Origin of the sequence: Lysobacter lycopersici, from assembly GCF_007556775.1 — a bacterium.
GTDB lineage: Bacteria > Pseudomonadota > Gammaproteobacteria > Xanthomonadales > Xanthomonadaceae > Pseudoluteimonas > Pseudoluteimonas lycopersici.
On record NZ_CP041742.1, the window covers coordinates 2,285,821 to 2,311,788 of the forward strand.

The window sequence follows — 25,968 nt, forward strand, 5'->3', positions numbered from 1 at the left end:
TCCCGGTCAGGCCCCGAGGGCGGCGTTGCAGGCGTCCAGCACTTCGTCCATGTGTTCTTCCAACCCCACCCAAAGCGGCAGCCGCACGAGCCGATCGCTGGTCGAATCGGTCACCGGCAATTCGCCGCTGCTGCGCCCGTAGCGTTGCCCGGCAGGCGAGGAATGCAGCGGGATGTAGTGGAACACCGCGCCGATGCCGCGTTGTTTCAGGACATCGATGAACGCCGTCCGTTGTTCGAGCGACGGCAGCAGCAGGTAGTACATGTGCGCGTTGTGCGTGCAATGCGCAGGCACGATCGGCCTCCGCAGCAGGCCGCGCGCCTCCAGCGGCGCCGCCCAGGCGTGGTATCGGTCCCATATCGCGAGCCGCCTGCGGGTGATGTCCTCCGCTTCGTCCAGTTGCGCGGCCAGGAAGGCGGCCAGGATCTCGCTTGGAAGATAGGACGACCCGACTTCCACCCACGTGTACTTGTCGACCTGGCCGCGGAAGAACTTGCTGCGGTTCGTGCCTTTCTCGCGGATGATTTCCGCGCGCTCGGCGAGCGCCGGGTCGTTGACGAGCAGTGCACCACCCTCGCCCGAGATGACGTTCTTGGTTTCGTGGAAGCTGAGTGCCCCGAGGGCGCCGATGCTTCCGAGGGGCTTGCCGCGATAGGTCGAGAAGATGCCCTGCGCCGCATCCTCGACCACGGCAAGGCCGTGCTTCCCGGCGATGGCGAGGATGGCGTCCATCTCGCAGCCGACGCCCGCGTAGTGCACGACGCAAATGGCCCTGGTGCGTGGCGTGATCGCCGCTTCGATCAGCGATTCGTCGATGTTGAGGGTGTCGGGCCGGATGTCCACGAACACCGGGACCGCGCCGCGCAGGACGAAGGCATTGGCGGTGGAGACGAAGGTGAACGAGGGCATGATCACTTCGTCGCCCGGTTCCAGGTCCAGCAGCAGCGCGCTCATTTCAAGCGCGGCGGTGCAGGAATGCGTCAGCAGTGCCTTCGCGCAACCGGTGCGTTCCTCGAGCCATGCGTGGCAACGCTTGGTGAACGCGCCGTCCCCGGAGAGGTGGCCGTTGGCATGCGCCTGGCTGATCAGCCACAACTCGCGGCCGGTCATGTAGGGCTTGTTGAACTTGAGCATGGCGCGGCGCCTGTCAGCGGTTGTAGAGGACGATTCCTGCGAGCACCAGCAAGAAGCCGGCGTATTGCCGCAACGAATAGCGCTCGCCCATGAAGGCCAGCGAAAGCGCCACCACCAGGAGTTGCGAAGCGGCGGTCGCGACGTAGACCGTGTCCAGGGACAGGCCACGCAGCGCATTGTAGGTGGTGTAGGGAACCAGCAGGAAAAGCGCTATCGCGCTGCCCAGCAGCCAGCGCTGGCGGTTCCGTGCGTGCAGCTTGAATGCCACCTGCGCCAGCGCGGTGCACCCCAGCGACGCGATCAGCCAGTCAAGAGGATGCATGGTCGGTCCGGCGCTCGCGCAGCACCTTCGCCGGGACGCCGCCGGCGATGCAGTTGGGCGGGATGTCGCGTGTCACGACGCTGCCGGCGGCCACGACTGCGCCGCGTCCGATGCGCACGCCTTGCAACACCAGCGATCCCGCGCCGATCCAGGCGCCGTCCTCGACGACGATGTCCGCGCCGTTGTCCGCGAGGTCCGGATGGTCGGGGTCATGGCCCGCCGCGTGGAAGCGCACGTTCGGCGCGATGCGCACGTTCGAGCCGATCCGGATCCGGCTGCGTTCGCGCAGGCTGCAGTAGAACTCGACGCCGCGGTTGATGCTCACGTCGTCGCCGATCGAGACCAGCCACGGGAATTTGACGTAGACGCGATGGTCGAAGAACACGCCCTTGCCGCATCCGCCGAGCAGCAGCCTCCACGCCGCGTTGCGCACGAACCATGGCGACACGTCGAGCAGCAAGTGCAGCAGGTGCGCGGCATAGACATAGGCGAAGTTGAGCCAGCGCTTGGCGCGCGGGCGCGCCCAGATCGAATCGAGGTCAGGCATCGCCGGATTCCCAGGTCATCAGGCCGAGCCCGAGCATGATGACCGCGACGCCGGCGATCTTCTGCCAGCCGATCGGTTCGCCATACCAGGACGAAAGCAGCAGGATGCACGGAAAGAACAAAGCCGTGAGCGGGTAGGAATGGCTCAGGGGATAGTGCCTGTGCGTGTAGCCCCAGATCACGAACCGCAATCCGTTCAGCCCGACCGCCACCGCGAGGATCAGCAGGAACCAGGGCTGCCAACCATGGTGGGCATCGGCCAGTTCCTTCAGCAGCACCGCGACCGCGATCTGGATGAGCACGGTCGCCAGGACGAGCGCGACCATCATGCCGCGTCCATGCGGAACGCGTGGCCGCATCAGCCCCATGCGCCCACGTCCACGCCGTAACGGCGCTGCAGCTCGAGGTTGCTGCCAGCGAACTCGGCGCGCAGGCGTTCGCGCACGCCCTCCGGAATCCCGGACGGCGAGGAAGACTGGTTGAAGGGTTCGTCGACGCCCTCGAGCGGAATATCGCCGCCGAGGCCGAGCCGGGCGAAGACGTCGCGCAGCCCGTCGCGGGATCCGACCAGCCGTTCGGCGACGAGCAGGTGGATCCGGCTGGCGGGGAAATGCGCGAACCACGGTTCGAGGTAATCCACGTACCGGCCGCGCGCGACATAGGCGTATGGCGACACGGACGTCGCGGCCGATCCTCCTTCGGCGATGCGCCCGGCCTCGGCGTCGAGCGCCCGTTCGATCGAAAGCGGTTCGAGGCCGTTTCCGTGGCTGAACCGGTAGTTCGAGATCGCGCGTTCGACCGGGTCCCGCAGCATGAAGAACAACGTCGCGTCCGGCAGCAGCCGCGAGATCCGTTCCGCGGCCTCCGGATATTCGATGTAGGAAGTGCTTTTCTCGCCGAACCATTGCGCATCCGCGCCGGCGAAGAACGTGGCGCGGTATTCGGCCAGGTCGTCGTTCGCGCGCGGCCGGATGAAGTACTTCGGCTCGGGGCGCATCGGCTTCGCCATGGCGATGCCGGGGTGCTGGTCGAGCATCCGGTACAGGTACGTGGTCGCCGAACGTTGCGCGCCGCAGATGAAGAAATGCTCAGGCATCGTGGCGGATGGTTTCGCGGACGAAGTACGGATCGGCCATGTTGAGCTGGTTGATGATCCGGATCACGTATTCGCCGAGCATGCCGAGCATCAGCATGGTCACGCCGTTGAAGAAGGACAGGAGCACCACGAGCGTGGTCCAGCCGGGGACGTTCGTGCCGTGCAGCAGTCCTTCGGCGAGGAAGAACAGCCCGAGCAGGAAGCTGAAGCCCGCCGTCGCCAGTCCGAGCGCGGCGACGACCCGCAACGGGAACGACGAATAATTGAACAGGATGGTCGCGAGCAACGTCAGGATGCGGCGCCAGTTGTAGTTGCTGCTGCCGACCCGGCGCGGGTGGTGTTCGACCAGGGTGTTCGCACGCTTCCCGGAGTAGAGCAGGCACAGGCCGGGGACGTACGGGAAGGGCCCGCGGTAGGCGCAGACGCGGTCGACGACATCGCGGCGGATCAGTCGGAAATTGCTGAGGACGAGATCCTTCTCCTGCCCGAAGATGCGCTGGTTGATCGTGCGCACCATCCGCGAACCGAGGCGTCGGTAGCCGGCGTGTTGCTTGGAATGGAATTGGCCGATCACGAGGTCGAAGCCTTCGCGAGCCTTCTCCACGAGGTGCGCGATTTCCTCCGGCGGATTCTGCAGGTCGTCGTCCATGGTGACGACCCAGGCGCCGCGCGAAGCGCGGAAGCCGCAGAGGTTGGCGTTGTGCTGCCCGCTGTTGCGCAGCAGATCGATGGCGACCACGCCAGGGATGTCGCGCGCGGCTTGCGCGAGCACGTCCCAGCTGCGGTCGCGGCTGCCGTCGTTGACCACGATGATCTCGTGGCTCCAGCCGCGGGCATTGAAGAACGACGACGTGCGCTCGATGGTTTCGCGGACGATGTCCTGGCTGTTGAACACCGGGATCACGACCGAGAATTCGGGGGTTCCGGCTGGAGTCATGCGTGGGTCCGTGGAAAGCGCCGCGACGATCCTGGCCTGCGCCGCATGCCTGAATTCTAGCAGCAGGCCCGCGGACCATCGTCCAATGTCGGGCGGCGGTGGAGCGGGTAGACTGTCGGCTCGTTCCGGATCGCTGGAAAAAACGATGGCGGGCAACACTTCCACTTCATCCGGTGGCGCGGGACGCAAGCGATATCCCGACGCGGCCACCGCGCTCTCCGGCCTCGTCGCCGACGGGCAGACCCTCGCGGTCGGCGGTTTCGGCCTGTGCGGCATCCCCGAGGCGCTGATCGCGGCCTTGCGCGATTCGGGCGTGAAGGGCCTGACCGTGATCTCCAACAACGCCGGCGTCGACGGCTTCGGCCTCGGCCAGCTGCTGACGACGCGGCAGATCAGGAAGATGATTTCGTCCTACGTCGGCGAGAACAAGGAATTCGAACGCCAGTTCCTCGGCGGCGAGCTCGAATTGGAGTTCAACCCGCAGGGCACGCTGGCCGAACGCCTGCGTGCCGGTGGCGCCGGCATTCCCGCGTTCTTCACCGCGACCGGTTACGGCACCGTGGTCGCCGACGGCAAGGAAACGCGGCAGATCGACGGCCGCTGGTACGTGCTGGAAACCGCGCTGAAGGCCGACGTTTCGCTGGTGAAGGCATGGAAGGCGGACGCGGCCGGCAACCTGGTGTTCCGCAAGACCGCGCGCAACTTCAACCCGGCCTGCGCGATGGCCGGCAAGGTCTGCGTCGCCGAAGTCGAGGAAGTGGTCGAGATCGGCGCGATCGATCCCGACCAGGTGCACCTGCCGGGCATCTACGTCGATCGCATCGTGCACAACCCGCATCCGGAGAAGCGCATCGAACAGCGCACGATCCGCCAGGGAGACAAGTGATGGCCTGGACCCGCGATGAGATGGCGCAACGCGCCGCACGGGAACTGAGCGACGGCGCCTACGTCAACCTCGGCATCGGCCTGCCGACGCTGGTGGCGAACTACATCCCCGACGGCATGAACGTGTGGCTGCAGAGCGAGAACGGCCTGCTCGGCATCGGCCCGTTCCCGACCGAAGCGGAAATCGACGCCGACCTGATCAACGCCGGCAAGCAGACCGTCACCGCGATGCCGGGTGCCAGCTATTTCGGCAGCCACGATTCGTTCGCGATGATCCGCGGCGGCCACATCGACCTCGCCATCCTCGGCGCGATGGAAGTCACCGACAAGGGCGACCTCGCCAACTGGATGGTGCCCGGCAAGATGGTCAAGGGCATGGGCGGCGCGATGGACCTGGTCGCCGGCGTGAAGCGCGTGGTGGTGCTGATGGAGCACACCACCAAGAACGGCGATCCGAAGATCATCCCCGAGTGCACGCTGCCGCTCACCGGCGTGGGCGTGGTCAACCGCATCATCACCGAACTCGGCGTATTCGACGTGACGGCGGATGGCCTGAAACTGGTGGAACTGGCCGAAGGCGTGAGTCGCGACGAGGTCACGGCGAAGACCGGAGTCGCGGTCACCGGCTGAGTCAGTCCGGAACGGCGTCGCGCAAGCGTTGCGCGAGCGCCGGATCGCATTCCTCGAGATAGCCGGCCAGGATGGCGAGCAGCGCAGGCGTCGATTTCGCGTTTGCGAGCCGCTTGCGCCGGTCTTCGTCCAGCCACAGCGAATTCGCCGCAAGTTCGCGCAGCAGCGGCGCGGTGATGTCCATCGCATCGGGTGCCGCATCGGCGGCGACATCCGGATAGTCGTCGAAGGATTCGTCGAACAGCGCATCGCGCCCGAACCAGCGTCGCGCCACGTCGGCATTCGACGCGCGATACCCGGCGTAGAACGCGCGCGCCGCATCGCGCGTGGGCAGGGCCGGCGCGCCCGCGCAACGCGACTCCAGGAACGCCGCGATATTGCGGCGCAATAGCGTTTCACCGTCCGACATTGCATCGACGGAGCGTGGCCGGCGACGGTTGAATTCGCGCAGGAACCACTGCGCATCGGCCGACAGCGCGGCGTTGCGGTCGGGGGGGCGCGCACATCCATCGAGCGCGAGCGGCAAGCCGCTGGCTTCGATGAAGTCCGCGACGATGTCGCCGCCGGCCAGCGCGTCGCGTTCGAACACTCGCGGCAGCAGCGCCCCGCTGCCGAACACGCCTGACCACATCGCGAGGATGCCGCCGTAGTCGAAATGATGCGGGTTGAGGACGTCGAGGATCGCGTCCGACTCGCCGCCGCGGCGCAGGTAGGTGCTGTGCAGGCTGGCCGCGTAGCGATCCTGGCGGCGCATGTAGAACACGATGCGCCATGACGAACACCACGGTTCGAGCAGCGCCTTCAACTTTTCAACCTCGCCCGCGTTCCACAGCCGCGCATGGAACAGCTCCGAGGAAACCAGCAGGTGGCGCATGCCGCCCGCGTCGCGTTCCATTTCGCGGGCGAAGGATTCGCGGAATTCGCGATTGCGGCGTTCGGCTGCTTCGCGTTCCGGTTCCCGCGCGGGGTCGATGCAGGATTCGGCGAGCAGGCCGTGCTGCTTCGCCCCAGGGGAGCGCGGGTAGAACACGCCGGCGTCGCGCAACCGTTCGCGATTGAGGTGGAAGAATTCCTGCAGCGTGCTGGAACCGGTCTTGGCGGCGCCCATGTGGATGATGCCGATCATCGGCCGGACCTCGTCGCGGGATGCGGGTTGACGTCCACGGTGCCGTCCGTGGGCCACGCGGAGTCTACGGCGCGGCTTCGGCGGAATCCCGCGGTGCTGAATGCAGGGCGGATTGTGACGCGCCGCGGGTTTTTCCCGCGCGATTGCGAATTCCCCTGCCAAGCGGCAGGATAACCGCACATTTGCGGGTCGAAACAGGGGAAGCGGCATGCGCTCGATCGGTATTTTCGGGACGGTCCTGGTCATGGGACTGTCCTTGGCGGCGTGCACGAAGCAGGGCGGCGGCGCGGATGCCGATGGCCGGGTCGCGCGCCAGTCGTCGAATCCTGCGGCGCAGGGCGTCGTTCCCGCGGCGCGTTCATCGACCGCGGCGAGCGCGCGTTTCGCCGCCTTGCCCGACCGCGGGGAGCTGCTGCGTTACGACGCGCAGGCGCCGGTGCGCGATGGCGCCTACACATGGCACCGTGCCGATCTCAGCGAACGGCACGCGATCGACGCGATCACGAGCGGCATGTTGCGAGTCGTGGCCCCGAACGGCCGCTTGCTCGGGTTCCAGTACGACCGCATCGTGCGCCATCCGGATTCCGGCGACTGGACCTGGATCGGACACCTGCCAGGACAGGAAGGCGTGCAGGCGATCCTGACCTTCGGTACCGGTGCGGTTTACGGCAGCATCGGCCAACCCGATGCGCGCCCGCTCCGACTCACGATGCGCGGCGGCGCGAGCTGGCTGGTGGAAACCGACCCGAGCTTGCTCAAGGATCTTTCCAGCCTTGCGGCCAATCCTGTTTCGCCCGATTACCGGATCGTTTCCCCGGCCGTACTGGAGCGCCTGCGCGAGTTGCAGCCTGCCGCGGGCGCCGCGAATCCGGCAGCGCTCGCCCCCAGGCCCGCCTCCGCGGCGGCTGCCACGACGACGGTCGACCTGCTCATCGGTTACACGCAGGGATTCGTGACCGCCCAGGGCAGCACCGCGAACGTGGTGACCCGCCTGAACAGCATGGTCGACACGGCCAATGCGGGCCTGACGAACAGCAAGGTGGCAGGCCAGATACGCCTCGTGCACACGATGCAGGTGAATTACACCGATACCAATACCAACGAGATCGCGCTGGATCAACTCTCCGGGACCGACGGCCAGAATGATGTCCCCATCAATACTGCATTCAACGCCCTGCGCGCCGCGCGCGAGACCTATGGCGCCGACCTCGTGTCGCTGGTGCGTCCCTTCCGGGATCCCGAACAGGAAAGCTGCGGCATCGCCTGGCTGATCGGCGGCGGCAAGCAGCCGGTGACCGCGACCAACGGATGGGAGGGCTACGGCTATTCGGTGGTCAGCGATGGCAGCGACAACGGGTATTACTGCGAGGAGCACACCCTGGCCCACGAGCTCGGGCACAACATGGGGTCGGCGCACGACCGCGCGACCCAGATGAGCGACGACCATGTGCTCGACGATCCGGACGACTACGGCGCGTTCGATTATTCCTTCGGCTACAAGCCGACGACGCTCAACAAGGATTTCTACACGATCATGGCCTATGGCGACGCCGGCCAGACCTCGTACCTGGTTTTCTCGAATCCGCGCGTCACCTTCTGCGGCACGTTTGCGTGTGGCGTGAACAACTCGGAGGACAACGCGAAGAGCCTCGGGTTCATCATGCCGCCCGTATCCGGGTTCCGCGCGACGGTGGTGCCGGACGACGATGGCGGATCGTCCCTGCCGGTTGCGCGCAGGATCGATGCGAACGGCAATGCGCGCACCGACCTGTTCTTCTTCAACCACGCGAGCGGCAGGATCGTGACCTGGTTCATGAGCGGCACCACGAGGACCGCTTATGCGTCGTCGACGATCCCTGCGTCGTATTCGGTCATCGGCGCGGGCGCCTTCAACGCCGACGGCAAGGACGACCTGCTGCTGGCGGGCAGCAACGGCAGCCTGTACATCGGAATGAGCAACGGCAGCACGTTCGCGCCGCAGCCGATGTCGCCCGCCGTATCCTCCGGCTCGCAGGCGCTCGACGTGGCCGACATCGACGGCAACGGCAAGGCCGACATCGTGGTCCGCAACGCGAGCACCGGACAGGTCGTGATCTGGTACATGAACAACGGCGTGCGCGCGGCCTACAAGTCGCAGGCGTTCTCGACCGGTTTGACTTACGTGCTCGCGGCGGACTTCAACGGCGACAAGAAGGCAGACCTGCTGTTCCAGGATGCGCAGCGCAACCTCTTCATCGCGATCAGCACGGGGAGTTCGTTCACATTGCAGCCGGTGGGGCTGGCCTATGCCAGCACGTACGCGCTGCGTGGCGCCACCGACATCAGCGGGGACGGGAGGGCGGACATCCTGCTGCACGATTCGTCCGCGAACAAACTGGTCGTCTGGTACATGAACGGGTCCACACGCACCGCCTACAATTCGATGACAAGTCCATCGGGAGCCGTGCTCGTCGCGCACGGTGATTTCGACGGCAACAAGAAGAGCGATGTCGCCTGGGCCCACCCGACGAACGGAAGCGTCTGGTTGTCGCTCAGTAGCGGATCCGCGTTCACGACCAGCCAGCTGGCGTATTCGTATACGTCCAGCACCGGCGATCCGATGGATATCGCGTTGTAGCGTTTGGCGCGGACTTTCCCCGGGCACGCGCATCCGGCGCCCCCGGGGATTTGCCGAAGCGATTGCCGCACGGCAGAATGCCCGTGCATCCGCGCTGTTCACAGGGGGAAACCGGCATGCGTCCGATGGGTCATTCCACGATGGTTCTGGCGACCATCCTGTCGTTGGCGGCGTGCGCGCGGCAGGATGGCAACGAGGCGCGCACGGCGAACGCCATGGCACAGGGCAGTGCGACGGCATCGTCTCCCGTGGCGACGGCGGGCGGGCGCTTCGCAACTGTCGCGGACCGCGGCGAGGAACCGCGAAACGACGTGCAGCCGTTGATCGACGACGGCACGCAGGATGCCGCGAACGAAAACGACACGCAGGATCCTTACCTGCCGATCCAGGCAGTGGCGACGGGCTTCCGTGCCGCGGCGGCGTCAGGCACGCCGGTGATGCGGGCGGCGCGCCATATCGACGCCAACGGGAATGGCACGTCCGACCTGTTTTTCTTCAACCATTCGGCCAGCACCCTGGTGGTCTGGTACATGAATGGCACTGCGCGGACGGCGTATTCGACGTCCTCGATCCCGGGGACGCGACTCGTCGTCGGGACCGGGAATTTCAGCGACGACCGGCGCGACGACCTGTTGCTTGCCGACAACACCACCGGCGCGCTGTACCTGGGCATTTCCAACGGCGCGCAGTTCGCACAGCAGGCATTGCCCTACACCAGCACGTCGCGCGCCATAGCGGCGGGCGATTTCGACGGGAACGGCAAATCCGACATCCTCCTGTTCGACAGTACCGTCGGGAAGATCACGACCTGGTTCATGGTCAACGGCAACCGGGTTGCCTATACGTCGCAGACGCTTCCGGCCGGCCTGCGTTTCATCACCGCCGGCGACTTCAACGACGACAAGCTGGACGACCTCCTGTTCGAAGGGTCGCAGGGCGCGCTGTTCATGGCCATCAGCCATGGCGCGGCGTTCCAGATGCGCCAGATCCAGTCGCACGACACGAGCTACACGCTGCGTGGCGTCACCGATGTCAACGGCGACGGCCGGGCCGACATCCTGCTGCACTCCGCGACCTTGAACCGGCTGGTCGTCTGGTACATGGACGGGATGACGCGCCTGGCATACAACTCGAGCGCCAGTCCCGCCGCCGGCGCGGTGCTGGTCGCCAACGGCGACTTCAACCACGACGGACTGGGCGACGTGGGCTGGGTGCACCCGCAGAGTGGGCAAATCTGGCTCTCGCAGAGCGTCGGCTACGGGTTCGCGACGAGCCTGTTGCCCAACACGTTCCAGCCGGCCACGAGCAATCCGATGGACATCGCTCTCTGAGGAACGCCGCCGCCCCGCCCGGGGCGGTTCGATGCAGCGGACGCGAGGCTTGCAGGATCGGCGTCCGCTCCGGTCAGAGCGCCTGTTCCAACTCCGGCAAGACCTGGAACAGATCGCCCACCAGCCCGATGTCGGCGATCTCGAAGATCGGCGCGTCGCTGTCCTTGTTGATCGCGACGATGGTGCCGGCGTCCTTGATCCCGGTCAGGTGCTGGATGGCACCGGAAATGCCGACCGCGACGTACAGCTCCGGCGCGATGATCTTGCCGGTCTGTCCGACCTGCAGTTCGTTCGGCACGTAGCCGGCATCGACCGCGGCGCGCGAGGCGCCAACGGCCGCGCCGAGCTTGTCGGCGAACTTGTAGATGATCTCGAAGTTCTCCTTCGAGCCGACGCCGCGTCCGCCCGACACCACGCGCTTCGCGCTCTGCAGGTCGGGGCGATCCGACTTGCCGGCAGCGAGGCCGACATAACGGGTATGCGTCGGCAGCGCGGCATCGACCGAAGCAGCTTCGACCGCGGCGTTGCCGCCGCGCGCGGCTTCCGGCCACGAGGCGGTGCGGATCGTGGCGACCACGGCATGGTCGCTCGGCGCTTCTACGGTGATGATGGCGTTGCCGGCGTAGATCGGGCGCTTGAACACGTGGCTGCCTTCGACTGCCATCACGTCGGACACCTGCGCCACGCCGAGCAGGGCGGCGATGCAAGGCATCACGTCCTTGCCGAAGGTGGTGCTCGGGCCGAACACGTGGCTGTAGCCCTTGGCCAGCGCCGCGACCTGCGGTGCCTGCACCTGCGCGATGGCGTTCGCGTTCGCCGCATTGGCGACGGTGAGCACCTTCGCCACGCCGGCGATCTGCGCGGCTTCGGCGGCGACGCCGACCGGATCCGCGGCGAGCACCACGATGTCGATGGAATCGGGCTTCAGCGCCTGCGCGGCGGACACGCACTTCGCAGTCGAAGCGTTGAGCTTGCCGTCCACGTGTTCGGCGACGATCAGTACCTTGCCCATCACAGCAATCCCTTCTGCTTGAGTGCGGCGACCAGTTCGGCCGCATCCTTCACCATCACGCCGCGGCTGCGCTTGGCCGGCGCCGCGTAATGCGTGGTCTTGAGCGTGTCGCCACCGTCGACGCCGAGGTCGGCGAACGCGATGGTCTCCAGCGGCTTGCCCTTGGCCTTCATGATGTCCGGCAGCTTGATGAAGCGCGGTTCGTTGAGGCGCAGGTCGGTGGTCACCACCGCCGGCAAATCCACTTCAAGCGTTTCCAGGCCGGCGTCGACTTCGCGCACCACCGTGGCCTTGCCGTTTTCGATATCGAGCTTCGAGGCGAATGTCGCCTGCGGGCGACCCCACAGCGTGGCGAGCATTTGCCCGGTCTGGCTGGCGTCGTCGTCGATCGCCTGCTTGCCGAGGATGACCAGGTCCGGCTGCTCCTTCTCGATCAACTTGACGAAGGTGCGCGCCGCGGTCAGCGGCTGCAACGGGCCGTCGGCGACCACGTGGATGGCGCGGTTGGCGCCCATCGCCAGGCCGTTGCGGAGGTGCGGCTGGGCATCGGCCGGCGCGATCGTGGCGACCACGACTTCGGTCGCGATGCCCTTGTCGCGCAGGCGCAGGGCTTCTTCCAGCGCGATGTCGTCGAACGGATTGGGCGACAGCTTGACGCCATCGGTGACCACGCCGGAACCATCCGGCTTGACCTGGATGCGGACGTTGAAGTCCACCACGCGCTTGTAGCCGACAAGGATTTTCATGTGCGGGAATGGCTCTGGGAAAACGAATTCGACGGCCCGGAGAGGCCATGAACCGGCGATTTTAGCCGCAGGGGCCATCCCGATGCTTCGGTCGGGCCGTTCGATGGCGAATGTAGGCGAGGCTGGGCTAGACTGCGACTCCTTTCACAGTTTGACAGCCGATGCCAGCCCCGCGCCCGTTGTCCCACCTCGACCGCCTTGAAGCGGAGAGCATCCATATCCTGCGCGAGGTCGCAGCCGAGTTCCAGAACCCGGTGATGATGTACTCGGTCGGCAAGGACAGTTCGGTGCTGCTGCACCTGCTGGTGAAGGCCTTCTACCCGGCCAAGCCGCCGATCCCGATGCTGCACGTCGACACGACGTGGAAATTCCGCGAAATGATCGCCTTCCGCGACCGCCGCGCCGCGGAGACCGGGGTCGAACTGCGCAAGTGGACCAATCCGGACGGGCTGGCTCAGGGCATCGGCCCGATCACGCACGGCGCCACCGTGCATACCGACGTGATGAAGACCCAGGCGCTGAAGCAGGCGCTGGACAAGTGGGGTTTCGACGCCGCCATCGGCGGCGCGCGCCGCGACGAGGAGAAATCGCGCGCCAAGGAACGCATTTTCAGCTTCCGCAACGCACAGCACCGCTGGGATCCCAAGACCCAGCGCCCGGAATTGTGGAACCTCTACAACGCGCGCATCCACAAGGGCGAATCGGTGCGCGTGTTCCCGATCTCGAACTGGACCGAACTCGACGTCTGGCTGTACATCTTCCGCGAGAACATCCCGGTGCCCTCGCTGTACCTCGCGCAGGAGCGCCCGGTGGTCGAACGGGACGGTTCGCTGATCATGGTCGACGACGAGCGCCTGCCGCTACGCGACGGCGAGACGCCGATGATGAAGAAAGTCCGTTTCCGCACCCTGGGCTGTTATCCGCTGACGGGCGCGATCGAATCCGAGGCCGACACGCTGGAGAAGATCATCGCCGAGATGCTGGTTGCGACCACGTCCGAACGTCAGGGCCGGGTGATCGACCACGACCCGACCGCGTCGATGGAGAAGAAGAAGCAGGAGGGGTATTTCTGATGTCGATCCAGGATGATGCCGGCATGGAAGCACGACAGGACGCCGCGGCCGAAGTCGCCGCCTACCTGCAGCAGCATGAAACCAAGAGCCTGCTCCGCTTCATCACCTGCGGCAGCGTCGACGACGGCAAGAGCACCCTGATCGGGCGCCTGCTGCACGACACCAAGCTGTTGCTGGACGACCAGCTCGCGGCGCTCGAATCCGACAGCCGCCGCCACGGCACGCAGGGCGAGGAGATCGATTTCGCGCTGCTGGTGGATGGCCTCGCCGCCGAGCGCGAGCAGGGCATCACGATCGACGTCGCCTACCGCTTCTTCGGCACCGACAAGCGCAAGTTCATCGTCGCCGACTGCCCGGGGCACGAGCAGTACACCCGCAACATGGCCACCGGCGCGTCCACCGCCGACCTCGCCATCGTGCTGGTCGATGCGCGCAAGGGCCTGCTCACGCAGACCCGCCGGCACAGCTACATCGTCTCGCTGCTTGGCATCCGCCACGTGGTGCTGGCGGTGAACAAGATGGATCTGGTCGATTATTCGCAGGAACGCTTCGAGGAGATCGTCGCCGGCTACCGCGAACTCGCCGCCACGCTCGGCATCCCCAACGTCACCGCGATCCCGTTGTCGGCGCTGAAGGGCGACAACATGCTGGAGCGTTCGCCGGCGACGCCGTGGTACCACGGCGAGTCCCTGCTCGAGCACCTGGAGAACGTGCAGGTCGATGCCGGCGGCAAGGTCGACGCGCTGCGGATGCCGGTGCAATGGGTCTGCCGCCCCAACCACGAATTCCGCGGTTTCGCCGGCGCGCTCGCCGCGGGCGAAGCGAAGCCGGGCATGGAGATCGTGGTGCTGCCCTCGGGCCGGCGTTCGCGCATCGCCCGCATCGTCACCGCGGACGGCGACCTCGACGTCGCCCGCGCCGGCCAGGCGGTGGTGCTGACCCTGGACGACGAAATCGACGCCAGCCGCGGCGACGTGATCGCCGCCGGGTCCGATCCGACGGAAACCTCCGACCAGTTCGCCGCGCACCTGCTGTGGATGGACGATGCGCCGCTGCTGCCCGGGCGCCCGTACTTCATCAAGATCGGCGCGCGCACGATCGGCGCGCAGGTCACCGAGATCAAGCACAAGATCGACGTCAACACCCAGGACGAGCTCGCGGCCAAGCACCTCGAACTCAACGAAGTCGCGGCCTGCAACCTCTACCTCGACCAGGCGGTCGCGTTCGAACCCTACGCCGACAACCGCGAGCTCGGCGCGTTCATCCTGATCGATCGCCAGACCAACGCCACGGTCGCCGCCGGCACGCTCGACTTCGCGTTGCGCCGCGCCGGCAACATCCACTGGCACCACCTCGAGGTGGACAAGGCCGCGCGCGCGCGCATCAAGCACCAGCAGCCGCGCTGCGTGTGGTTCACCGGCCTGTCCGGTTCGGGCAAGTCGACGATCGCGAACCTGGTCGAGAAGAAGCTGCTGGCGATGGGCCAGCACACCTACCTGCTCGATGGCGACAACGTGCGCCACGGACTGAACAAGGACCTCGGCTTCACCGACGAGGACCGCGTCGAGAACATCCGCCGCGTCGCCGAGGTGGCGAAGCTGATGGTCGATTCGGGCCTGATCGTGCTGGTCAGCTTCATTTCCCCGTTCCGCGCCGAGCGGCGCATGGCGCGCGAGTTGTTCGACGATGGCGAGTTCGTCGAGGTGTTCATCGACACGCCGCTCGAGCTCGCGGAGAAGCGCGACGTGAAGGGCCTGTACGCCAAGGCGCGCGCGGGCGAGATCAAGCACTTCACCGGCATCGATTCGCCGTACGAAGAACCCGAGAACGCGGAAGTGGTGCTGCAGACCGCGAATGCGACGGCGGAAGCGCTGGCCGAGCAACTGGTGAAGGCCGTGCTCGGCGCGTGATGAGAGCCGGATCCTTCGGGCCCACGCGCATCCATGCAATCCGGACCCGCCACATTGGCGGGTCTTTCTTTTCGCGGTCCATGAATCCCTGCGGCCGCGTCCGTTCAGCCAGGGAGACACGAGGGTTGGCCGGTCATGACCGCTTCCGGCGTGGATACGGAATGCGGCACGAGCCGCCCGATACGAATCCAGGGAAAACCCATGAAGACGAGCAATCTCCTCGCCCTGACCTGCGGCGTCCTGTGCACCGGCCTGCTGTTGGCCGACGCCAGCGCGACCGGCCTGGGCTATACCACCAACCGCAAGATCATGGCTGGTTCGCAATGCCAGCCCAGCACCGGCAGCCAGACCGGCGACGTGTACATCAATCCGGAAGGCGTCCGCAACATCTCCACGCAGAATCGGTACGTGTCCTGCGCGCTGGTGTTCGACGGCGATGACGACATCGACGTCGACGACTCCGACGACAGCACTGGCCCTGGCGGCATGGAAATCGAGGTCGGGTTGGACTACAGCACCGTACCTTCGAACCAGTCCCCGGTCACCAATTGCACGCTGATCCGTTTCGATTACGACGGCACGCGCACCACCGCGGCGTTCCCGGCCGTACAGGTGCAAGGCGGGACGACCGTGACTTACACCTATCTGTACAACCCGGCGGTCCTGGACGGATTGAGTCCGTTCAACCCGGACACGGTCTCGCTCAATTGCCGGCTTCCCCCGCAAGTCCGGTTGAACTACGTCAAGACCTACGAGTACGAGTATACGGGCGGGTTCTATTACGTTCCGTGAGGAATGTGGAGAGTGGCAACACGGTGCCGGCGATGCCGTCGGCGCCGTTTCCATGTCGGCCATCGATCGGAGGATCCGGCCCATGACAGGCAAGCAGATAATGTTCGTTGGCGTTGCGCTCGTGCTGGTCGTGGCGGCGTACTTCGCGGGCAGTCAGCGGCAGGCGGCCGCAAACGCCCAGCGCCTGGCGCAGTTGGAAGACCGGCAGCGCGCATTGGAGACGGGTGTGCTCAACGGAGTGTCACGCGCGCAACTGGCCAGCCAGCTCGGTTATGCGCCACCGCCTTCCCGCAACGCGCCGGACATGGGCGAGCGCAGTCAGCCGACGCCGGAAGAAGCCGCCAGGGTGTTGCAGGACAAACTCGCCAAACTGGATCAGCAGTTCATGGCCGAACCGCTGGACGCGAAGTGGGCGGGCGAAACCAAGGCTTCGGTCGAGGATTCGATCGTCGGCGCGGCGGCGGAGACCGGGGTCCAGCCCCGTTCCCTCAACGCCGATTGCCGCAGCAAGAGCTGCATGATCCAGATGGAAGTGGGTTCGGGCACGGACATGGATCGCGTGCTCGATACGCTCACTACCGATATCTCCGGCAAGTTGCCGGTGACCACGATGATTCCCGTCACCGGCCCCGATGGGCGGGTGACGATGCACATCTACGGGACGCAAAGCGCGCCTGGAAAATCCGCCGCGGATCCGCGGGGCTGATCGCCGGGAACGCGTCCGCTCCATGTAGAACGCAGGAAATTATCGGTGCCGGCCAACCGTCGCGTTCAGTTTCGCGAAAACTGCGGACGCCATCGCCGACACGAGTTGCAATGCGTGCAGGCGACGCGCAGTCGCCGAAAAATCTGGCGCGATCCCCACGCGATGATACGTCAGAGGTTCTGGTAATTCGGCCCGCTGCCGCCCTCGGGCGTGACCCAGGTGATGATCTCGTACGGGTCCTTGATGTCGCAGGTCTTGCAGTGCACGCAGTTGGCGGCGTTGATCTGCAGGCGCTTGCCAGCGCCATCCTCGACGATCTCGTACACGCCGGCGGGGCAGAAGCGGGTGCAGGGATTGTCGTATTCGACGCTGCAACGCGTGACGCAGATGTCGGTGTCGGCGACCTTGAGGTGCACTGGCTGGTCCTCGTCGTGCGAGGTCGCGGCGTAGTACACGCCCTGCAGGCGGTCGCGCGGCGCCAGCGTGCGTTCGACGTAGTCGCGCTTGGGTTCCTCGTGCTGGCCGACCTTGTCGAGCGAACTCCAGTCGGCCTTGTTCTTCAGGGTCCACGGCGACAGGCCACCGGTGACGGTTTCCCACGCGGCGTTCAACATGCCGAACCACAGGCCGCGCTTGAAGCCGGGCTTGATGTTGCGGACCTTCTTCAGTTCCGCCATCGCGTCCGACGCGCGCAACTTCGCGTCGAAGCCCTGCGGTGACAATTGCGAAGCGACCAGGTGTTCGGCGGCGAGCATGCCGCTGCGGATCGCCTGGTGCGTGCCCTTGATCTTGGGCACGTTCAACAGGCCGGCGGTGTCGCCGATCAGCAACGCACCGGGCATTTCCACCTTCGGCAGCGATTGCCAGCCGCCGGTCACGATCGCGCGCGCGCCGGCGGACAGGATGCTGCCGCCTTCCAGCAGCGGCTTCACCATCGGATGGTTCTTCCATTGCTGGAAGGCTTCCCACGGCTTGTATTCGGGATCGTGGTAGTCGAGGCCGCTGACGTAACCGAGCGCGATGCGGCCCTTGTCGAGGTGGTAGAGGAAACTGCCGCCGTAGGTTTTGTTGTCCGCGGGCCAGCCGAAGCTGTGCACGATCTTGCCGGGGGAAACGCGGTCTTCCGGCACCTGCCACAGTTCCTTGATGCCGATCGAATAGCCCTGCGGATCGCTGTCGGCGTCGAGCTTGAAGCGCTTGATCAGCTGTTTGGTCAGGCTGCCGCGCGCGCCTTCGGCGAGCACGGTGACCTTGGCGTGGATGTCGATGCCCGGCGTGTAGCCGGGCTTGTGCGAACCATCCTTCGCAACGCCCATGTCGCCGATGCGCACGCCGATCACTTTCCCCGAATCGTCGTGCAGCGTTTCCGCTGCGGCGAAGCCCGGATAGATCTCCACGCCCAGCGCTTCGGCCTGTGGCGCGAGCCACGCGCACATCGCACCGAGACTGACGATCACGTTGCCCTTGTTGTGCATGCCCGGCGGCACCGGCAGCTTGCGTCCACCGGTCTTGCTGAGCAGCCAGAATTCATCTTCCTTCGCGCCTACGCAGATCGGCGGTGGAGACTTGCGCCAGTCCGGCAGCAGCGCGTCGAGCGGTCCGGTCTCGATTACCGCGCCGGACAGGATCTGCGCGCCGATGGCCGAAGCCTTCTCGATCACGCAGACCGAAATCTCCGGATTCAGCTGCTTGAGCCGGATCGCGAACGCGAGGCCGGCCGGGCCCGCGCCGACGGCGACGACGTCGTACTCCATCACATCGCGTTCGATCTGCTCGGTCATGGCGATGGCGGCCCCTGTGGAATCGCGCCATTCTAAGGCGCATGGCCCGAGAGACGGTCGAATTGCCCGGCGCGAGCATCATTTACGAGCCGGATTGGCTCGAATCCGCCGCGGCATCGACCCTGTTCAAAGCCCTGCGCGCCGGCCTGCCGTGGGAGCGCCACAGGATCACCGTCTATGGCCGCACGCTGGACGCACCGCGGCTGAGCTGCTGGATCGGCGACGTGGCCTATCGCTATTCAGGCACCTTGTTCGAGCCGCATCCGTGGCCGGCGGCGCTGGCGGATGTGCGCGAACGCCTCGAACGCGAGCTGCACGCCGGCTTCAACAGCGTGCTCGCGAACCTGTATCGCGACGGCAACGACCGCCTCGGTTTCCATCGCGACAGCGAGCCGGAACTCGGCCCGGAACCGTTGATCGCTTCGATCAGCCTCGGCGCGACGCGGCGTTTCCGTTTGCGCGAACGCGAGGGCAGGGGGTCGTACGGCATCGACCTGGAGCACGGCAGCCTGCTGGTGATGGCCGGCGCGACGCAACGCCATTGGCTGCATGCCGTCCCGCAGACCGCGCGCGTGGTCGGGCCGCGGATCAACCTGACGTTTCGGCGGGTATTGGGGTAGCGGTTTTGTCTTTGCTCGTCATCCCCGCGAAAGCGGGGATCCATGGACTTTGATTTTCAAGGGCAAACGTCCTTGGATTCCCGCTTTCGCGGGAATGACGGCATTAGGTAGATCGCGCCCAAATGGGCGCTCCTACTGGCGCTGGTTTGCAGGATGTCGCGTTGATCGTAGGAGCGCGCTTGAGCGCTTGCCTCGACTGTAGGAGCGCGCTTGAGCGCGACCGGCGCGCGGTTTGCAGGAAGGAAGTCGCGCTCGAGAGCGCTCCTACAAGCTGCCGCCAGAGGCTGCAAACCGAAACACGATGAACAGCAGCATCGCCACCGACAATCCGAGTGTTGCCATGGCGGTAATAGCCGTGGACCGCAGAAAAGGTGAAAGCAAGTGTCGCTTCGTCGGCGAAAGAAAATTGAAGACCCAGAACGGCCACCCAACAAACATATTTCCTACGAGGTGGGAAAGAGTTGGTGCATGGCTCTTGATCCCGACGGCCAAAGCGATGGAGGTAATGAAAGCGCACATCGCCAATGCCATGGCGACTAAGAAAATTACAGGGTTCGAGGGCAAGGTTATCAAGGCCGTGCTCGACTACCGCTTATGCCCCATCCGCTGGTGCTGATCGCCGCTCACCAGCGTCCACCCCGCGACATCATGCGCAACCTGCCCAAGCCCGCGGTTGAACGCATCCACCACGTCGGCAACCGCAGTCGAAGCGGCCGGCACCGATTGCACGAAGGTGCGCGAGGCGACCACGTCCTGGCCGCCGGCGCTGTGCAGCAGCTTGACGTTGAGTTCGATCACCGCGTTCGGCGTCGCGCTGCCGCTGTAGTCGGATTCGAAGCGGCGCAGGTCCATCACCAGCTTGTAATCCGCGGCGATGCCGCTGCCCTGGCGCGCGACCGCGGGGACCTTCCCCGAATCCTCCAGCGCGCGCAGCACCGCGTCCTCGACCATGTCCGTCGGCATCTTCGCCCACGACGCGCTCTTGTACACCTGCACTTCCTCCGGCGAAGGCCGCACCGCGATGCGCAGGCTGTCCACCATGCGCGCGGCCTCGGGATTGCTGATCGACAACTGCCAGTCCACGTTCGGCCACGACGGATCGGCCTGCACGCGCGGATCCGGCGCGTACAGCGTGGTCGGTTCCCTCTGCTTGCCGCCGAGGATGGAGCAGCTGGCGAGGGCGAACAGCAGGGGCAGGGCGAACAGCGGACGCATGCGGATATCCGGCTTCATTTTGGTTCGAACTCCTTGGGGGCGTCGCGGCCGAGGATGAAGCGCGTCGGGTTCTGGTCGAGGCGGTCGCTGATGCGGCGCAGGTCGCGCACCAGCGAACGCAGGTCGTTCAAGGTCGGGCCGAGTTGCGACAGGCCGTCGTTGGCGAAGCTGTTGATGGCCGCGCGGTTCTCGCCGAGGATCTGGTTGGCGTTGCCGGCGGCGGAATCGAGCTTGGTGAGCGTCGAATCGAGCTTGGCCAGCACCGCCGGCAATTCCTTGTCGATGTTACCGACCGCCTGGTTGGTGGTGGCGAGCGTGGTGTTGAGTTGCTCGGAGGCCTGGCGCAGGTTCAGCACCAGCGCGCGGATGTCGTCCTTCTGCCCGCCGACGGCCGCGGTCATGTTGTCGAGGTTGGCCAGCGTACGGTTGATGTGGGCGATGTTCTCCTCGCTCATCACCTTGTCGAGGCGTTCGACGATGCGGTTCGCGGTGTCGGCAATGTTCTGCAGCGCAGAGGGCTCGGTCTGGATCACCGGGATGTCGTCGCTGTCGCGCGGCAGCAGGCGCGGCGCGCTGGGGCTGCCGCCGGTGAGCTGGATGAACGGGCTGCCGGTGATGCCCTGCTGCGAGAGCTTGGCCTTGGTGTCCACCTTCACCGGCACTTCGGCGCCGATCTTGAGCAGCGCCTCGACCCGGCGCGGATCCTGCGGCGACAGCGTGAGCTGCTGCACGGTGCCGACCGCGATGCCGTTGTACTGCACCGAGCCGCCTTCGGTGAGCCCGGTCACCGGTTCGTTGAAGATCACCTCGTATTCCTGCCAGCTGCGGTCGGAGGAATATTTCGCGGCCCACAGCGAGAACAGCAGCCCGAACACCACCACCGCGATGGTGAAGGCGCCGATCAGCACGTAGTTGGCTTTGGTTTCCATGCGTCAGGTGGCCTGTGGTTGCGGCCGCGGCAGGTTGTGTCCGTGCGTCGCCTGCGCGGCGCGGGCGCGCGGCCCGTGGAAGTATTCTTGCACCCACGGCTGGTCGAAGCGTTCGACCTCGGCCAGCGGTGCGTTGATCACGACCTTCTTGTCGGCCAGCACCGCGACCCGGTCGCAGATGCGGTACAGCGTGTCGAGGTCGTGGGTGATCAGGAACACGGTCAGCCCCAGCGCTTTCTGCAAAGTCTGGATCAGCTCGTCGAACGCGGCCGCGCCGATCGGGTCGAGGCCGGCGGTGGGTTCGTCGAGGAACAGCAGCGGCGGGTCCAGCGCCAGCGCGCGCGCGAGGCCGGCGCGCTTGCGCATGCCGCCCGAAAGCTGCGACGGCAGCTTGTTCAGCGCGTCCGCGGGCAGGCCGGAGAGCTTCACCTTCAGCAGCGCGAGTTCGTAGCGCAGCGAGTCCGGCAGGTCCGGGTAGTGTTCCTTCAGCGGCACCTGCACGTTCTCGCCCACGGTCAGCGAGGAGAACAGCGCGCCGTCCTGGAACAGCACGCCGCTGCGGCGCTCGACGTGGTGGCGGTCGTGCGGGTCTTCCGACAAGGCATCCACGCCGAGGACTTCGATTTCGCCGGCGTCGGGCCGGCGCAGGCCGAGGATGGAACGCATCAGCACCGACTTGCCGGTGCCCGAACCGCCGACCACGCCGAGGATCTCGCCGCGGTGCACGTCGAGGTCGAGGCCGTCGTGCACGACCTGTTCGCCGAAGCGGTTGACGAGGCCGCGCACGCGGATGATCGGCTCGTGGTCGTGGCGCGCGTCGGTGGCTTTGTTCGCGGTTTCCATCACCAACCCATCTGCATGAACCAGATCGCTGCGATCGCGTCGATCACGATCACCAGCGAGATCGACTGCACCACGCTGGAGGTGGTGCGTTCGCCCACCGATTGCGCGGTGCCCTGTACCTGCAGGCCCTCGAGGCAGCCGATCAGCGCGATCAGCATCGCGAACACCGGCGCCTTCGACAGGCCGACGAGGAAATGCCGCATCTCGAAGGTGTCCTGAACCCGCGCGAGGTAGGCCTGGGGCGGGATGCCGAGGCTGAACGCGCCGACCGACACGCCGCCGGCGAGGCCGGCGATGTCGGCGAGGAAGCTCAGCAGCGGCAGCATGATCAACAGCGCGACCAGGCGCGGCAGCACCAGCACGTCGACCGGATCGAGGCCGAGCGTGCGCATGGCGTCCACTTCCTCGCGGCTGACCATCGCGCCGATCTGCGCGGTGAATGCGCTCGCGGTGCGGCCGGCGAGGATGATCGCGGTGAGCAGCACGCCGAATTCGCGCAGGAACGCGATGCTCACCAGTTCGACCACGTAGATGGTCGCGCCGAAGTCGGCGAGGATGTTGGCGCCGAGGAAGGCGATGACCGCGCCGACGAGGTAGGACAGCAGCAGCACCAGCGGCACCGCGTCGAGGCCGACCTGTTCCATTTGCGACACGGTCGCGGTCGGCTTGAACCGCCACGGCTGCTTCACCAGGCGCAGCAGCTTGACGAGGTTCTCGCCGAGGAAGCTGACCAGGGCGACGATCTCGCTGGCGTTGTCGGCGACGGCGAAGCCGAGGCGGCCGAGCGCGGCCTGGAAGCCGTAATCGCGCTTCTTCTTCGGGCGGTCGTCGCCGACGTCCTCGATCGCCTCCACCAGGTGCTGGTGCGCGGGATCGAATTCGAACGCGGAGAAGTCGATGTCGCGGCGGCTGGCGAAGCGCATCAGCTGCAGCACGCCGAGGGTGTCGAGGCGGTCCACGCCGCGCGCGTCGACCACGGAAACGTGTTCCGGCGCCGAGCGCAGCACCTCGCCCATCGCGCCGGCGTTGGACAGCGTCCAGCGCCCGCGCAGCCGCCACAGGCCCGACTGCTTCGGGTCGGCTTCGGCGCTCGGGGGCTGGCGGCTGGCGCTCGCGTTCATGCGGGGCCCAAGCTTACGCAAGTCGGCGCCGCCGGGGTGAAAGGCCGGCCACGGCCATGCGATGCTTCCACGCATGCAAACCAGCGCCGCCCATGCCGACTATGCCGCGCGGATCGCGTTCGTGGCCGAACTCGCCGAACGCCTGCACACCTACGGCACCACCGCGCAGCGCCTCGAGGGCGCGATCGACGCGGTCGCGCAGAAACTCGGGCTGGAATGCGAACCGTGGTCGAACCCGACCGGGATCATCCTGTCCTTCAGCGATCCGGCGCGCCCGGCCGGCGAATCCGACACCACCCGCCTGATCCGGCTCGCGCCGGGCGACAACGACCTGTCGAAACTGTGCAAGGCCGACCACATCGCCGAGGAGGTGATGGCCGGGCGCATGGACGTGGCCAGCGGCCACGCCGCGCTGCGCCGGCTCGATTACCCGCCGCGCGCCCGTGCCCGCGCGATGCAGGTGCTGGGCTTCGGCCTCGCCGCCGCGGGCATGGCCGGCTTGTTGCGCCTGCCGTGGCTGGACATCGCCACCGCCGGCGTCACCGGCTTGCTGATCGGGCTGCTCAACCTGGTCAGCGGCGTGCGCCCGCAATTGCGCGAAGCCGAAGACGCCGTTGCCGGCCTCATCGCCGGCGCGGTGGCGGTGCTGGTCGCGGCGTACGCGGGGCCGCTCAACCTCAACACCGTGATCATCGTGTCGCTGATCGTGCTGCTGCCCGGCATGTCGCTGACCAATGCGGTGAACGAACTCACCAGCCAGCACCTCGTGTCCGGCACCGCGCGCTTCGCCGGCGCGCTGGCCACGGTGATGAAACTCGCGGTGGGCACGATGATCGCGTTGACCGTCGCCAACATGCTCGGCGTGCAGCCGCAGGTGCGCGCGCTGCGGCCGCAGCCCGAATGGCTGGGCTGGGCCGCGCTGCTCGTGGTGGCGTACGCGCTGGCGGTGCTGTTCCGCGCGCAACGCCGCGATGTCCCGCTGGTGATGGCTTCGGTGGTGGTGGCCTACGCGTTGTCGAAGTTCGCCAGCGATGCGTGGAGCGGGGAAGTCGGCATCTTCCTGTCCGCGCTGGCGATGACCGCGGCCGGCAACGGCTATGCGCGCTGGGCGAAACGCCCCGGCGCGATGGTGCGCCTGCCCGGCATCATCGTGCTGGTGCCCGGCAGCGCGAGTCTGCGCGGCATGCTCGACCTGGTGCAGCAGCAGGACGTGGGCGTCGGCCAGGCGGCGACGCTGGGGGTGATCAACATCCTGCTCGCGCTGGTCGCGGGATTGCTGTTCGGCAATTTGTTGCTGCCGACGCGGCGCAATCTCTGACACCGTGCTTTTGTGGGAGCGGGTTGTACAGCCATTCGGCTGTTATAAGCGGGAGCCGCGACATGCTTGCGTCGGGGCTGAAGCCCCTCCCACAGGGACGATCAGGCGTCCGCGGCCTTCACCACGCGACGGCCGGCCACCTGCGGCTTGGGCGTCGGCTTCGCGCTGATCAGGAAATCCGCGGCGGACTTGCCGCGCTTCACCTGTTCGGCCAGCCAGCGCGGCTGCATGCCGCGCCCGGACCAGGTTTCCTTCGGGTTGTCGGGGTTTCGGTACTTGGGCGCGACCTTGCCGAGCGTGCGGCCCTTGGTCGACTTGCGCGCCCCGCGCTTCGCGGCGGGCGCCGATGTGGCGTTCGCGTTTGCCTCGTCGCCGAACAGTTCGGCGATGCTGTAGCCGTCGGCCTTGGCCAGCGCGATGAGCTTCTTGCGCACCGCGGCGATCGGCTTGCGCTTGCTCAACGCATCCTTCCGCTTCTTCGCCTTCGCGATCACCGCTTCCAACTGCTTCGCGGACAGGCCTTCCAGGTCGATGGACATGCGTTTTCTCCGTGGGGAACGCGATGCATCACGCCATCGCGCGAGGTTCGAAGTATAAGCGCGACGATTGCGCGCTCAAGCCGCGCGCTTGCGCAGGAACACGTGCGTCGCGCGTTCCCCCGCCTGCGTGCGTTCGCATTCGTAGCCGAGCGCATCGAGATCGAGGCCGGCGAACAGCGATTCGCCGCGACCCAGCAGCACGGGACGCAAGGCGAGGTGCAGGTCTTCGACCAATCCCGCCCGCAGGTATTGGCGGATGGTCGCCGCGCCGCCGCCGAGGCGGATGTCGCGCCCGCCGGCCGCGTCGCGCGCGCGTTCCAGCGCCTGGTGGATGCCGCCGGTGACGAACTGGAAGGTGGTGCCGCCGGCCATTTCCAGCGGCGCGCGCGCGTAATGCGTGAGCACGAACACCGGCACGCGGTAGGGCGGTTCCTCGCCCCACCAGCCGCGCCAGCTGTCGTCCGGCCACGGGCCGCGCACCGGGCCGAACATGTTGCGGCCGAGGATCCATGCGCCGATGTTGTCGAAACCGCGTTCGGCGCAGTCGTTGTCGACGCCGGTTTCGCCGTCCTCGCCGAAGCCGTGCATGCGCTGGAACACGCGCGTCGGGAAGAACCATTCCATCAGTTCCGGGCCGCGCACGCCCAGCGGGTATTCCAGGCCCTGGTCGGTGCCGGCGCCGAAACCGTCGAGCGAGACCGCGAAACCCCGCACGCATAGTTTCGACATCGCCGTTCTT

General features: G+C 66.5%; 27 protein-coding genes. 11 read left to right on the forward strand and 16 right to left on the reverse strand.

Annotated features, from left to right (window positions below):
- Positions 1-6: 6 nt before the first annotated feature.
- Genes rffA through FNZ56_RS11310 form a run of 6 tightly spaced genes read right to left on the reverse strand, consistent with a single transcriptional unit; the run spans position 7 to position 4,035 of the window.
- Positions 7-1,134, reverse strand: a complete 1,128-nt coding sequence (gene rffA / locus FNZ56_RS11285; protein ID WP_143879928.1) for a dTDP-4-amino-4,6-dideoxygalactose transaminase — start codon at positions 1,132-1,134, stop codon at positions 7-9.
- Positions 1,135-1,147: 13 nt separating this feature from the next.
- Entirely contained in the window at positions 1,148-1,456 is a 309-nt protein-coding gene (locus FNZ56_RS11290; protein WP_143879929.1) for an EamA family transporter, read from the reverse strand.
- Positions 1,443-2,003, reverse strand: coding sequence for an acyltransferase (locus FNZ56_RS11295; RefSeq protein ID WP_143879930.1), 561 nt, complete (start codon positions 2,001-2,003; stop codon positions 1,443-1,445). The genes FNZ56_RS11290 and FNZ56_RS11295 overlap by 14 nt, the downstream gene beginning before the upstream one ends.
- Entirely contained in the window at positions 1,996-2,328 is a 333-nt protein-coding gene (locus FNZ56_RS11300) for a DMT family transporter (protein ID WP_143879931.1), read from the reverse strand. The genes FNZ56_RS11295 and FNZ56_RS11300 overlap by 8 nt, the downstream gene beginning before the upstream one ends.
- Before the next feature lie 32 nt (positions 2,329-2,360).
- Positions 2,361-3,098 (reverse strand): sulfotransferase family protein, encoded by a 738-nt coding sequence (locus FNZ56_RS11305; protein WP_143879932.1) that lies wholly within the window; start codon positions 3,096-3,098, stop codon positions 2,361-2,363.
- A complete protein-coding gene (locus FNZ56_RS11310; RefSeq protein ID WP_143879933.1) occupies positions 3,091-4,035 on the reverse strand; it encodes a glycosyltransferase family 2 protein in 945 nt (314 codons plus the stop codon). Before FNZ56_RS11310 ends, FNZ56_RS11305 begins: the two co-directional genes overlap by 8 nt.
- Before the next feature lie 145 nt (positions 4,036-4,180).
- Between FNZ56_RS11310 and FNZ56_RS11315 the strand changes: the two genes are divergently transcribed.
- Both FNZ56_RS11315 and FNZ56_RS11320 read left to right on the forward strand, forming a co-directional pair.
- Positions 4,181-4,921 carry a CoA transferase subunit A gene (locus FNZ56_RS11315; protein WP_143879934.1) on the forward strand — a complete coding sequence of 247 codons (741 nt, stop codon included), beginning with the start codon at positions 4,181-4,183 and terminating at the stop codon, positions 4,919-4,921.
- The gene (locus FNZ56_RS11320; RefSeq protein ID WP_143879935.1) at positions 4,921-5,550 is read left to right on the forward strand and encodes a CoA transferase subunit B; all 630 of its coding nucleotides are present in this window, start codon (positions 4,921-4,923) and stop codon (positions 5,548-5,550) included. Before FNZ56_RS11315 ends, FNZ56_RS11320 begins: the two co-directional genes overlap by 1 nt.
- 1 nt (position 5,551) lies before the next feature.
- Here FNZ56_RS11320 and FNZ56_RS11325 read toward each other — a convergent pair whose 3' ends face one another.
- Entirely contained in the window at positions 5,552-6,676 is a 1,125-nt protein-coding gene (locus FNZ56_RS11325) for a hypothetical protein (RefSeq protein WP_143879936.1), read from the reverse strand.
- Positions 6,677-6,920: 244 nt separating this feature from the next.
- Here FNZ56_RS11325 and FNZ56_RS11330 point away from each other — a divergent pair, with 244 nt between their 5' ends.
- The gene (locus FNZ56_RS11330; RefSeq protein ID WP_185970739.1) at positions 6,921-9,293 is read left to right on the forward strand and encodes a reprolysin-like metallopeptidase; all 2,373 of its coding nucleotides are present in this window, start codon (positions 6,921-6,923) and stop codon (positions 9,291-9,293) included.
- Between the two features lie 116 nt (positions 9,294-9,409).
- Positions 9,410-10,624 (forward strand): FG-GAP repeat domain-containing protein, encoded by a 1,215-nt coding sequence (locus FNZ56_RS11335; RefSeq protein WP_185970740.1) that lies wholly within the window; start codon positions 9,410-9,412, stop codon positions 10,622-10,624.
- A 73-nt stretch (positions 10,625-10,697) separates the two neighbouring features.
- Here FNZ56_RS11335 and FNZ56_RS11340 read toward each other — a convergent pair whose 3' ends face one another.
- A complete protein-coding gene (locus tag FNZ56_RS11340) occupies positions 10,698-11,636 on the reverse strand; it encodes an electron transfer flavoprotein subunit alpha/FixB family protein (protein ID WP_143879939.1) in 939 nt (312 codons plus the stop codon).
- Positions 11,636-12,382 (reverse strand): electron transfer flavoprotein subunit beta/FixA family protein, encoded by a 747-nt coding sequence (locus tag FNZ56_RS11345; RefSeq protein ID WP_143879940.1) that lies wholly within the window; start codon positions 12,380-12,382, stop codon positions 11,636-11,638. The genes FNZ56_RS11340 and FNZ56_RS11345 overlap by 1 nt, the downstream gene beginning before the upstream one ends.
- A 161-nt stretch (positions 12,383-12,543) precedes the next feature.
- Here FNZ56_RS11345 and cysD point away from each other — a divergent pair, with 161 nt between their 5' ends.
- The 4 genes from cysD (at position 12,544) to FNZ56_RS11365 (ending at position 16,863) form a co-directional block, all read left to right on the forward strand.
- The gene (gene cysD / locus FNZ56_RS11350) at positions 12,544-13,455 is read left to right on the forward strand and encodes a sulfate adenylyltransferase subunit CysD (protein WP_143879941.1); all 912 of its coding nucleotides are present in this window, start codon (positions 12,544-12,546) and stop codon (positions 13,453-13,455) included.
- On the forward strand, positions 13,455-15,365 hold the full coding sequence (cysN, locus tag FNZ56_RS11355; RefSeq protein ID WP_143879942.1) for a sulfate adenylyltransferase subunit CysN: 1,911 nt from the start codon (positions 13,455-13,457) through the stop codon (positions 15,363-15,365). Before cysD ends, cysN begins: the two co-directional genes overlap by 1 nt.
- A 201-nt stretch (positions 15,366-15,566) precedes the next feature.
- Positions 15,567-16,157: a hypothetical protein gene (locus FNZ56_RS11360; RefSeq protein ID WP_143879943.1), complete on the forward strand. Its 591-nt coding sequence runs from the start codon at positions 15,567-15,569 to the stop codon at positions 16,155-16,157.
- 82 nt (positions 16,158-16,239) lie between these two features.
- Positions 16,240-16,863, forward strand: coding sequence for a hypothetical protein (locus FNZ56_RS11365; protein WP_143879944.1), 624 nt, complete (start codon positions 16,240-16,242; stop codon positions 16,861-16,863).
- 170 nt (positions 16,864-17,033) lie between these two features.
- Here the strand turns inward: FNZ56_RS11365 and FNZ56_RS11370 are convergent, their stop codons facing one another.
- On the reverse strand, positions 17,034-18,644 hold the full coding sequence (locus tag FNZ56_RS11370; RefSeq protein WP_143879945.1) for an electron transfer flavoprotein-ubiquinone oxidoreductase: 1,611 nt from the start codon (positions 18,642-18,644) through the stop codon (positions 17,034-17,036).
- Positions 18,645-18,685: 41 nt separating this feature from the next.
- Here FNZ56_RS11370 and FNZ56_RS11375 point away from each other — a divergent pair, with 41 nt between their 5' ends.
- The gene (locus FNZ56_RS11375; RefSeq protein ID WP_143879946.1) at positions 18,686-19,264 is read left to right on the forward strand and encodes an alpha-ketoglutarate-dependent dioxygenase AlkB family protein; all 579 of its coding nucleotides are present in this window, start codon (positions 18,686-18,688) and stop codon (positions 19,262-19,264) included.
- Between the two features lie 301 nt (positions 19,265-19,565).
- Positions 19,566-19,880, forward strand: a complete 315-nt coding sequence (locus FNZ56_RS11380; protein ID WP_143879947.1) for a hypothetical protein — start codon at positions 19,566-19,568, stop codon at positions 19,878-19,880.
- Here FNZ56_RS11380 and FNZ56_RS11385 read toward each other — a convergent pair.
- Genes FNZ56_RS11385 through FNZ56_RS11400 form a run of 4 tightly spaced genes read right to left on the reverse strand, consistent with a single transcriptional unit; the run spans position 19,850 to position 23,372 of the window.
- Complete coding sequence (locus tag FNZ56_RS11385; RefSeq protein ID WP_143879948.1) at positions 19,850-20,497, reverse strand: ABC-type transport auxiliary lipoprotein family protein; 648 nt, start codon at positions 20,495-20,497, stop codon at positions 19,850-19,852. The genes FNZ56_RS11380 and FNZ56_RS11385 overlap by 31 nt on opposite strands.
- On the reverse strand, positions 20,494-21,408 hold the full coding sequence (locus tag FNZ56_RS11390; protein ID WP_143879949.1) for an MlaD family protein: 915 nt from the start codon (positions 21,406-21,408) through the stop codon (positions 20,494-20,496). The genes FNZ56_RS11385 and FNZ56_RS11390 overlap by 4 nt, the downstream gene beginning before the upstream one ends.
- A gap of 3 nt (positions 21,409-21,411) precedes the next feature.
- Complete coding sequence (locus tag FNZ56_RS11395) at positions 21,412-22,251, reverse strand: ABC transporter ATP-binding protein (protein WP_143879950.1); 840 nt, start codon at positions 22,249-22,251, stop codon at positions 21,412-21,414.
- Complete coding sequence (locus tag FNZ56_RS11400; protein ID WP_143879951.1) at positions 22,251-23,372, reverse strand: MlaE family ABC transporter permease; 1,122 nt, start codon at positions 23,370-23,372, stop codon at positions 22,251-22,253. Before FNZ56_RS11400 ends, FNZ56_RS11395 begins: the two co-directional genes overlap by 1 nt.
- A 73-nt stretch (positions 23,373-23,445) precedes the next feature.
- On the opposite strand from FNZ56_RS11400, the gene FNZ56_RS11405 reads away from it, so the two are divergent.
- Complete coding sequence (locus FNZ56_RS11405; RefSeq protein WP_143879952.1) at positions 23,446-24,690, forward strand: threonine/serine exporter family protein; 1,245 nt, start codon at positions 23,446-23,448, stop codon at positions 24,688-24,690.
- Between the two features lie 101 nt (positions 24,691-24,791).
- Here the strand turns inward: FNZ56_RS11405 and FNZ56_RS11410 are convergent, their stop codons facing one another.
- Positions 24,792-25,229 carry an H-NS histone family protein gene (locus FNZ56_RS11410; protein WP_143879953.1) on the reverse strand — a complete coding sequence of 146 codons (438 nt, stop codon included), beginning with the start codon at positions 25,227-25,229 and terminating at the stop codon, positions 24,792-24,794.
- Between the two features lie 75 nt (positions 25,230-25,304).
- Complete coding sequence (locus FNZ56_RS11415; RefSeq protein WP_143879954.1) at positions 25,305-25,958, reverse strand: dihydrofolate reductase family protein; 654 nt, start codon at positions 25,956-25,958, stop codon at positions 25,305-25,307.
- Positions 25,959-25,968: the final 10 nt, after the last annotated feature.

Coding starts and splice junctions, on each gene's coding strand:
- rffA (WP_143879928.1), bottom strand. CDS start 1,134: ATGCTCAAGTTCAACAAGCCCTACATGACCGGCCGCGAGTTGTGGCTG.
- FNZ56_RS11290 (WP_143879929.1), bottom strand. CDS start 1,456: ATGCATCCTCTTGACTGGCTGATCGCGTCGCTGGGGTGCACCGCGCTG.
- FNZ56_RS11295 (WP_143879930.1), bottom strand. CDS start 2,003: ATGCCTGACCTCGATTCGATCTGGGCGCGCCCGCGCGCCAAGCGCTGG.
- FNZ56_RS11300 (WP_143879931.1), bottom strand. CDS start 2,328: ATGGTCGCGCTCGTCCTGGCGACCGTGCTCATCCAGATCGCGGTCGCG.
- FNZ56_RS11305 (WP_143879932.1), bottom strand. CDS start 3,098: ATGCCTGAGCATTTCTTCATCTGCGGCGCGCAACGTTCGGCGACCACG.
- FNZ56_RS11310 (WP_143879933.1), bottom strand. CDS start 4,035: ATGACTCCAGCCGGAACCCCCGAATTCTCGGTCGTGATCCCGGTGTTC.
- FNZ56_RS11315 (WP_143879934.1), top strand. CDS start 4,181: ATGGCGGGCAACACTTCCACTTCATCCGGTGGCGCGGGACGCAAGCGA.
- FNZ56_RS11320 (WP_143879935.1), top strand. CDS start 4,921: ATGGCCTGGACCCGCGATGAGATGGCGCAACGCGCCGCACGGGAACTG.
- FNZ56_RS11325 (WP_143879936.1), bottom strand. CDS start 6,676: ATGATCGGCATCATCCACATGGGCGCCGCCAAGACCGGTTCCAGCACG.
- FNZ56_RS11330 (WP_185970739.1), top strand. CDS start 6,921: ATGGGACTGTCCTTGGCGGCGTGCACGAAGCAGGGCGGCGGCGCGGAT.
- FNZ56_RS11335 (WP_185970740.1), top strand. CDS start 9,410: ATGCGTCCGATGGGTCATTCCACGATGGTTCTGGCGACCATCCTGTCG.
- FNZ56_RS11340 (WP_143879939.1), bottom strand. CDS start 11,636: ATGGGCAAGGTACTGATCGTCGCCGAACACGTGGACGGCAAGCTCAAC.
- FNZ56_RS11345 (WP_143879940.1), bottom strand. CDS start 12,382: ATGAAAATCCTTGTCGGCTACAAGCGCGTGGTGGACTTCAACGTCCGC.
- cysD (WP_143879941.1), top strand. CDS start 12,544: ATGCCAGCCCCGCGCCCGTTGTCCCACCTCGACCGCCTTGAAGCGGAG.
- cysN (WP_143879942.1), top strand. CDS start 13,455: ATGTCGATCCAGGATGATGCCGGCATGGAAGCACGACAGGACGCCGCG.
- FNZ56_RS11360 (WP_143879943.1), top strand. CDS start 15,567: ATGAAGACGAGCAATCTCCTCGCCCTGACCTGCGGCGTCCTGTGCACC.
- FNZ56_RS11365 (WP_143879944.1), top strand. CDS start 16,240: ATGACAGGCAAGCAGATAATGTTCGTTGGCGTTGCGCTCGTGCTGGTC.
- FNZ56_RS11370 (WP_143879945.1), bottom strand. CDS start 18,644: ATGACCGAGCAGATCGAACGCGATGTGATGGAGTACGACGTCGTCGCC.
- FNZ56_RS11375 (WP_143879946.1), top strand. CDS start 18,686: ATGGCCCGAGAGACGGTCGAATTGCCCGGCGCGAGCATCATTTACGAG.
- FNZ56_RS11380 (WP_143879947.1), top strand. CDS start 19,566: ATGAACAGCAGCATCGCCACCGACAATCCGAGTGTTGCCATGGCGGTA.
- FNZ56_RS11385 (WP_143879948.1), bottom strand. CDS start 20,497: ATGAAGCCGGATATCCGCATGCGTCCGCTGTTCGCCCTGCCCCTGCTG.
- FNZ56_RS11390 (WP_143879949.1), bottom strand. CDS start 21,408: ATGGAAACCAAAGCCAACTACGTGCTGATCGGCGCCTTCACCATCGCG.
- FNZ56_RS11395 (WP_143879950.1), bottom strand. CDS start 22,251: ATGGAAACCGCGAACAAAGCCACCGACGCGCGCCACGACCACGAGCCG.
- FNZ56_RS11400 (WP_143879951.1), bottom strand. CDS start 23,372: ATGAACGCGAGCGCCAGCCGCCAGCCCCCGAGCGCCGAAGCCGACCCG.
- FNZ56_RS11405 (WP_143879952.1), top strand. CDS start 23,446: ATGCAAACCAGCGCCGCCCATGCCGACTATGCCGCGCGGATCGCGTTC.
- FNZ56_RS11410 (WP_143879953.1), bottom strand. CDS start 25,229: ATGTCCATCGACCTGGAAGGCCTGTCCGCGAAGCAGTTGGAAGCGGTG.
- FNZ56_RS11415 (WP_143879954.1), bottom strand. CDS start 25,958: ATGTCGAAACTATGCGTGCGGGGTTTCGCGGTCTCGCTCGACGGTTTC.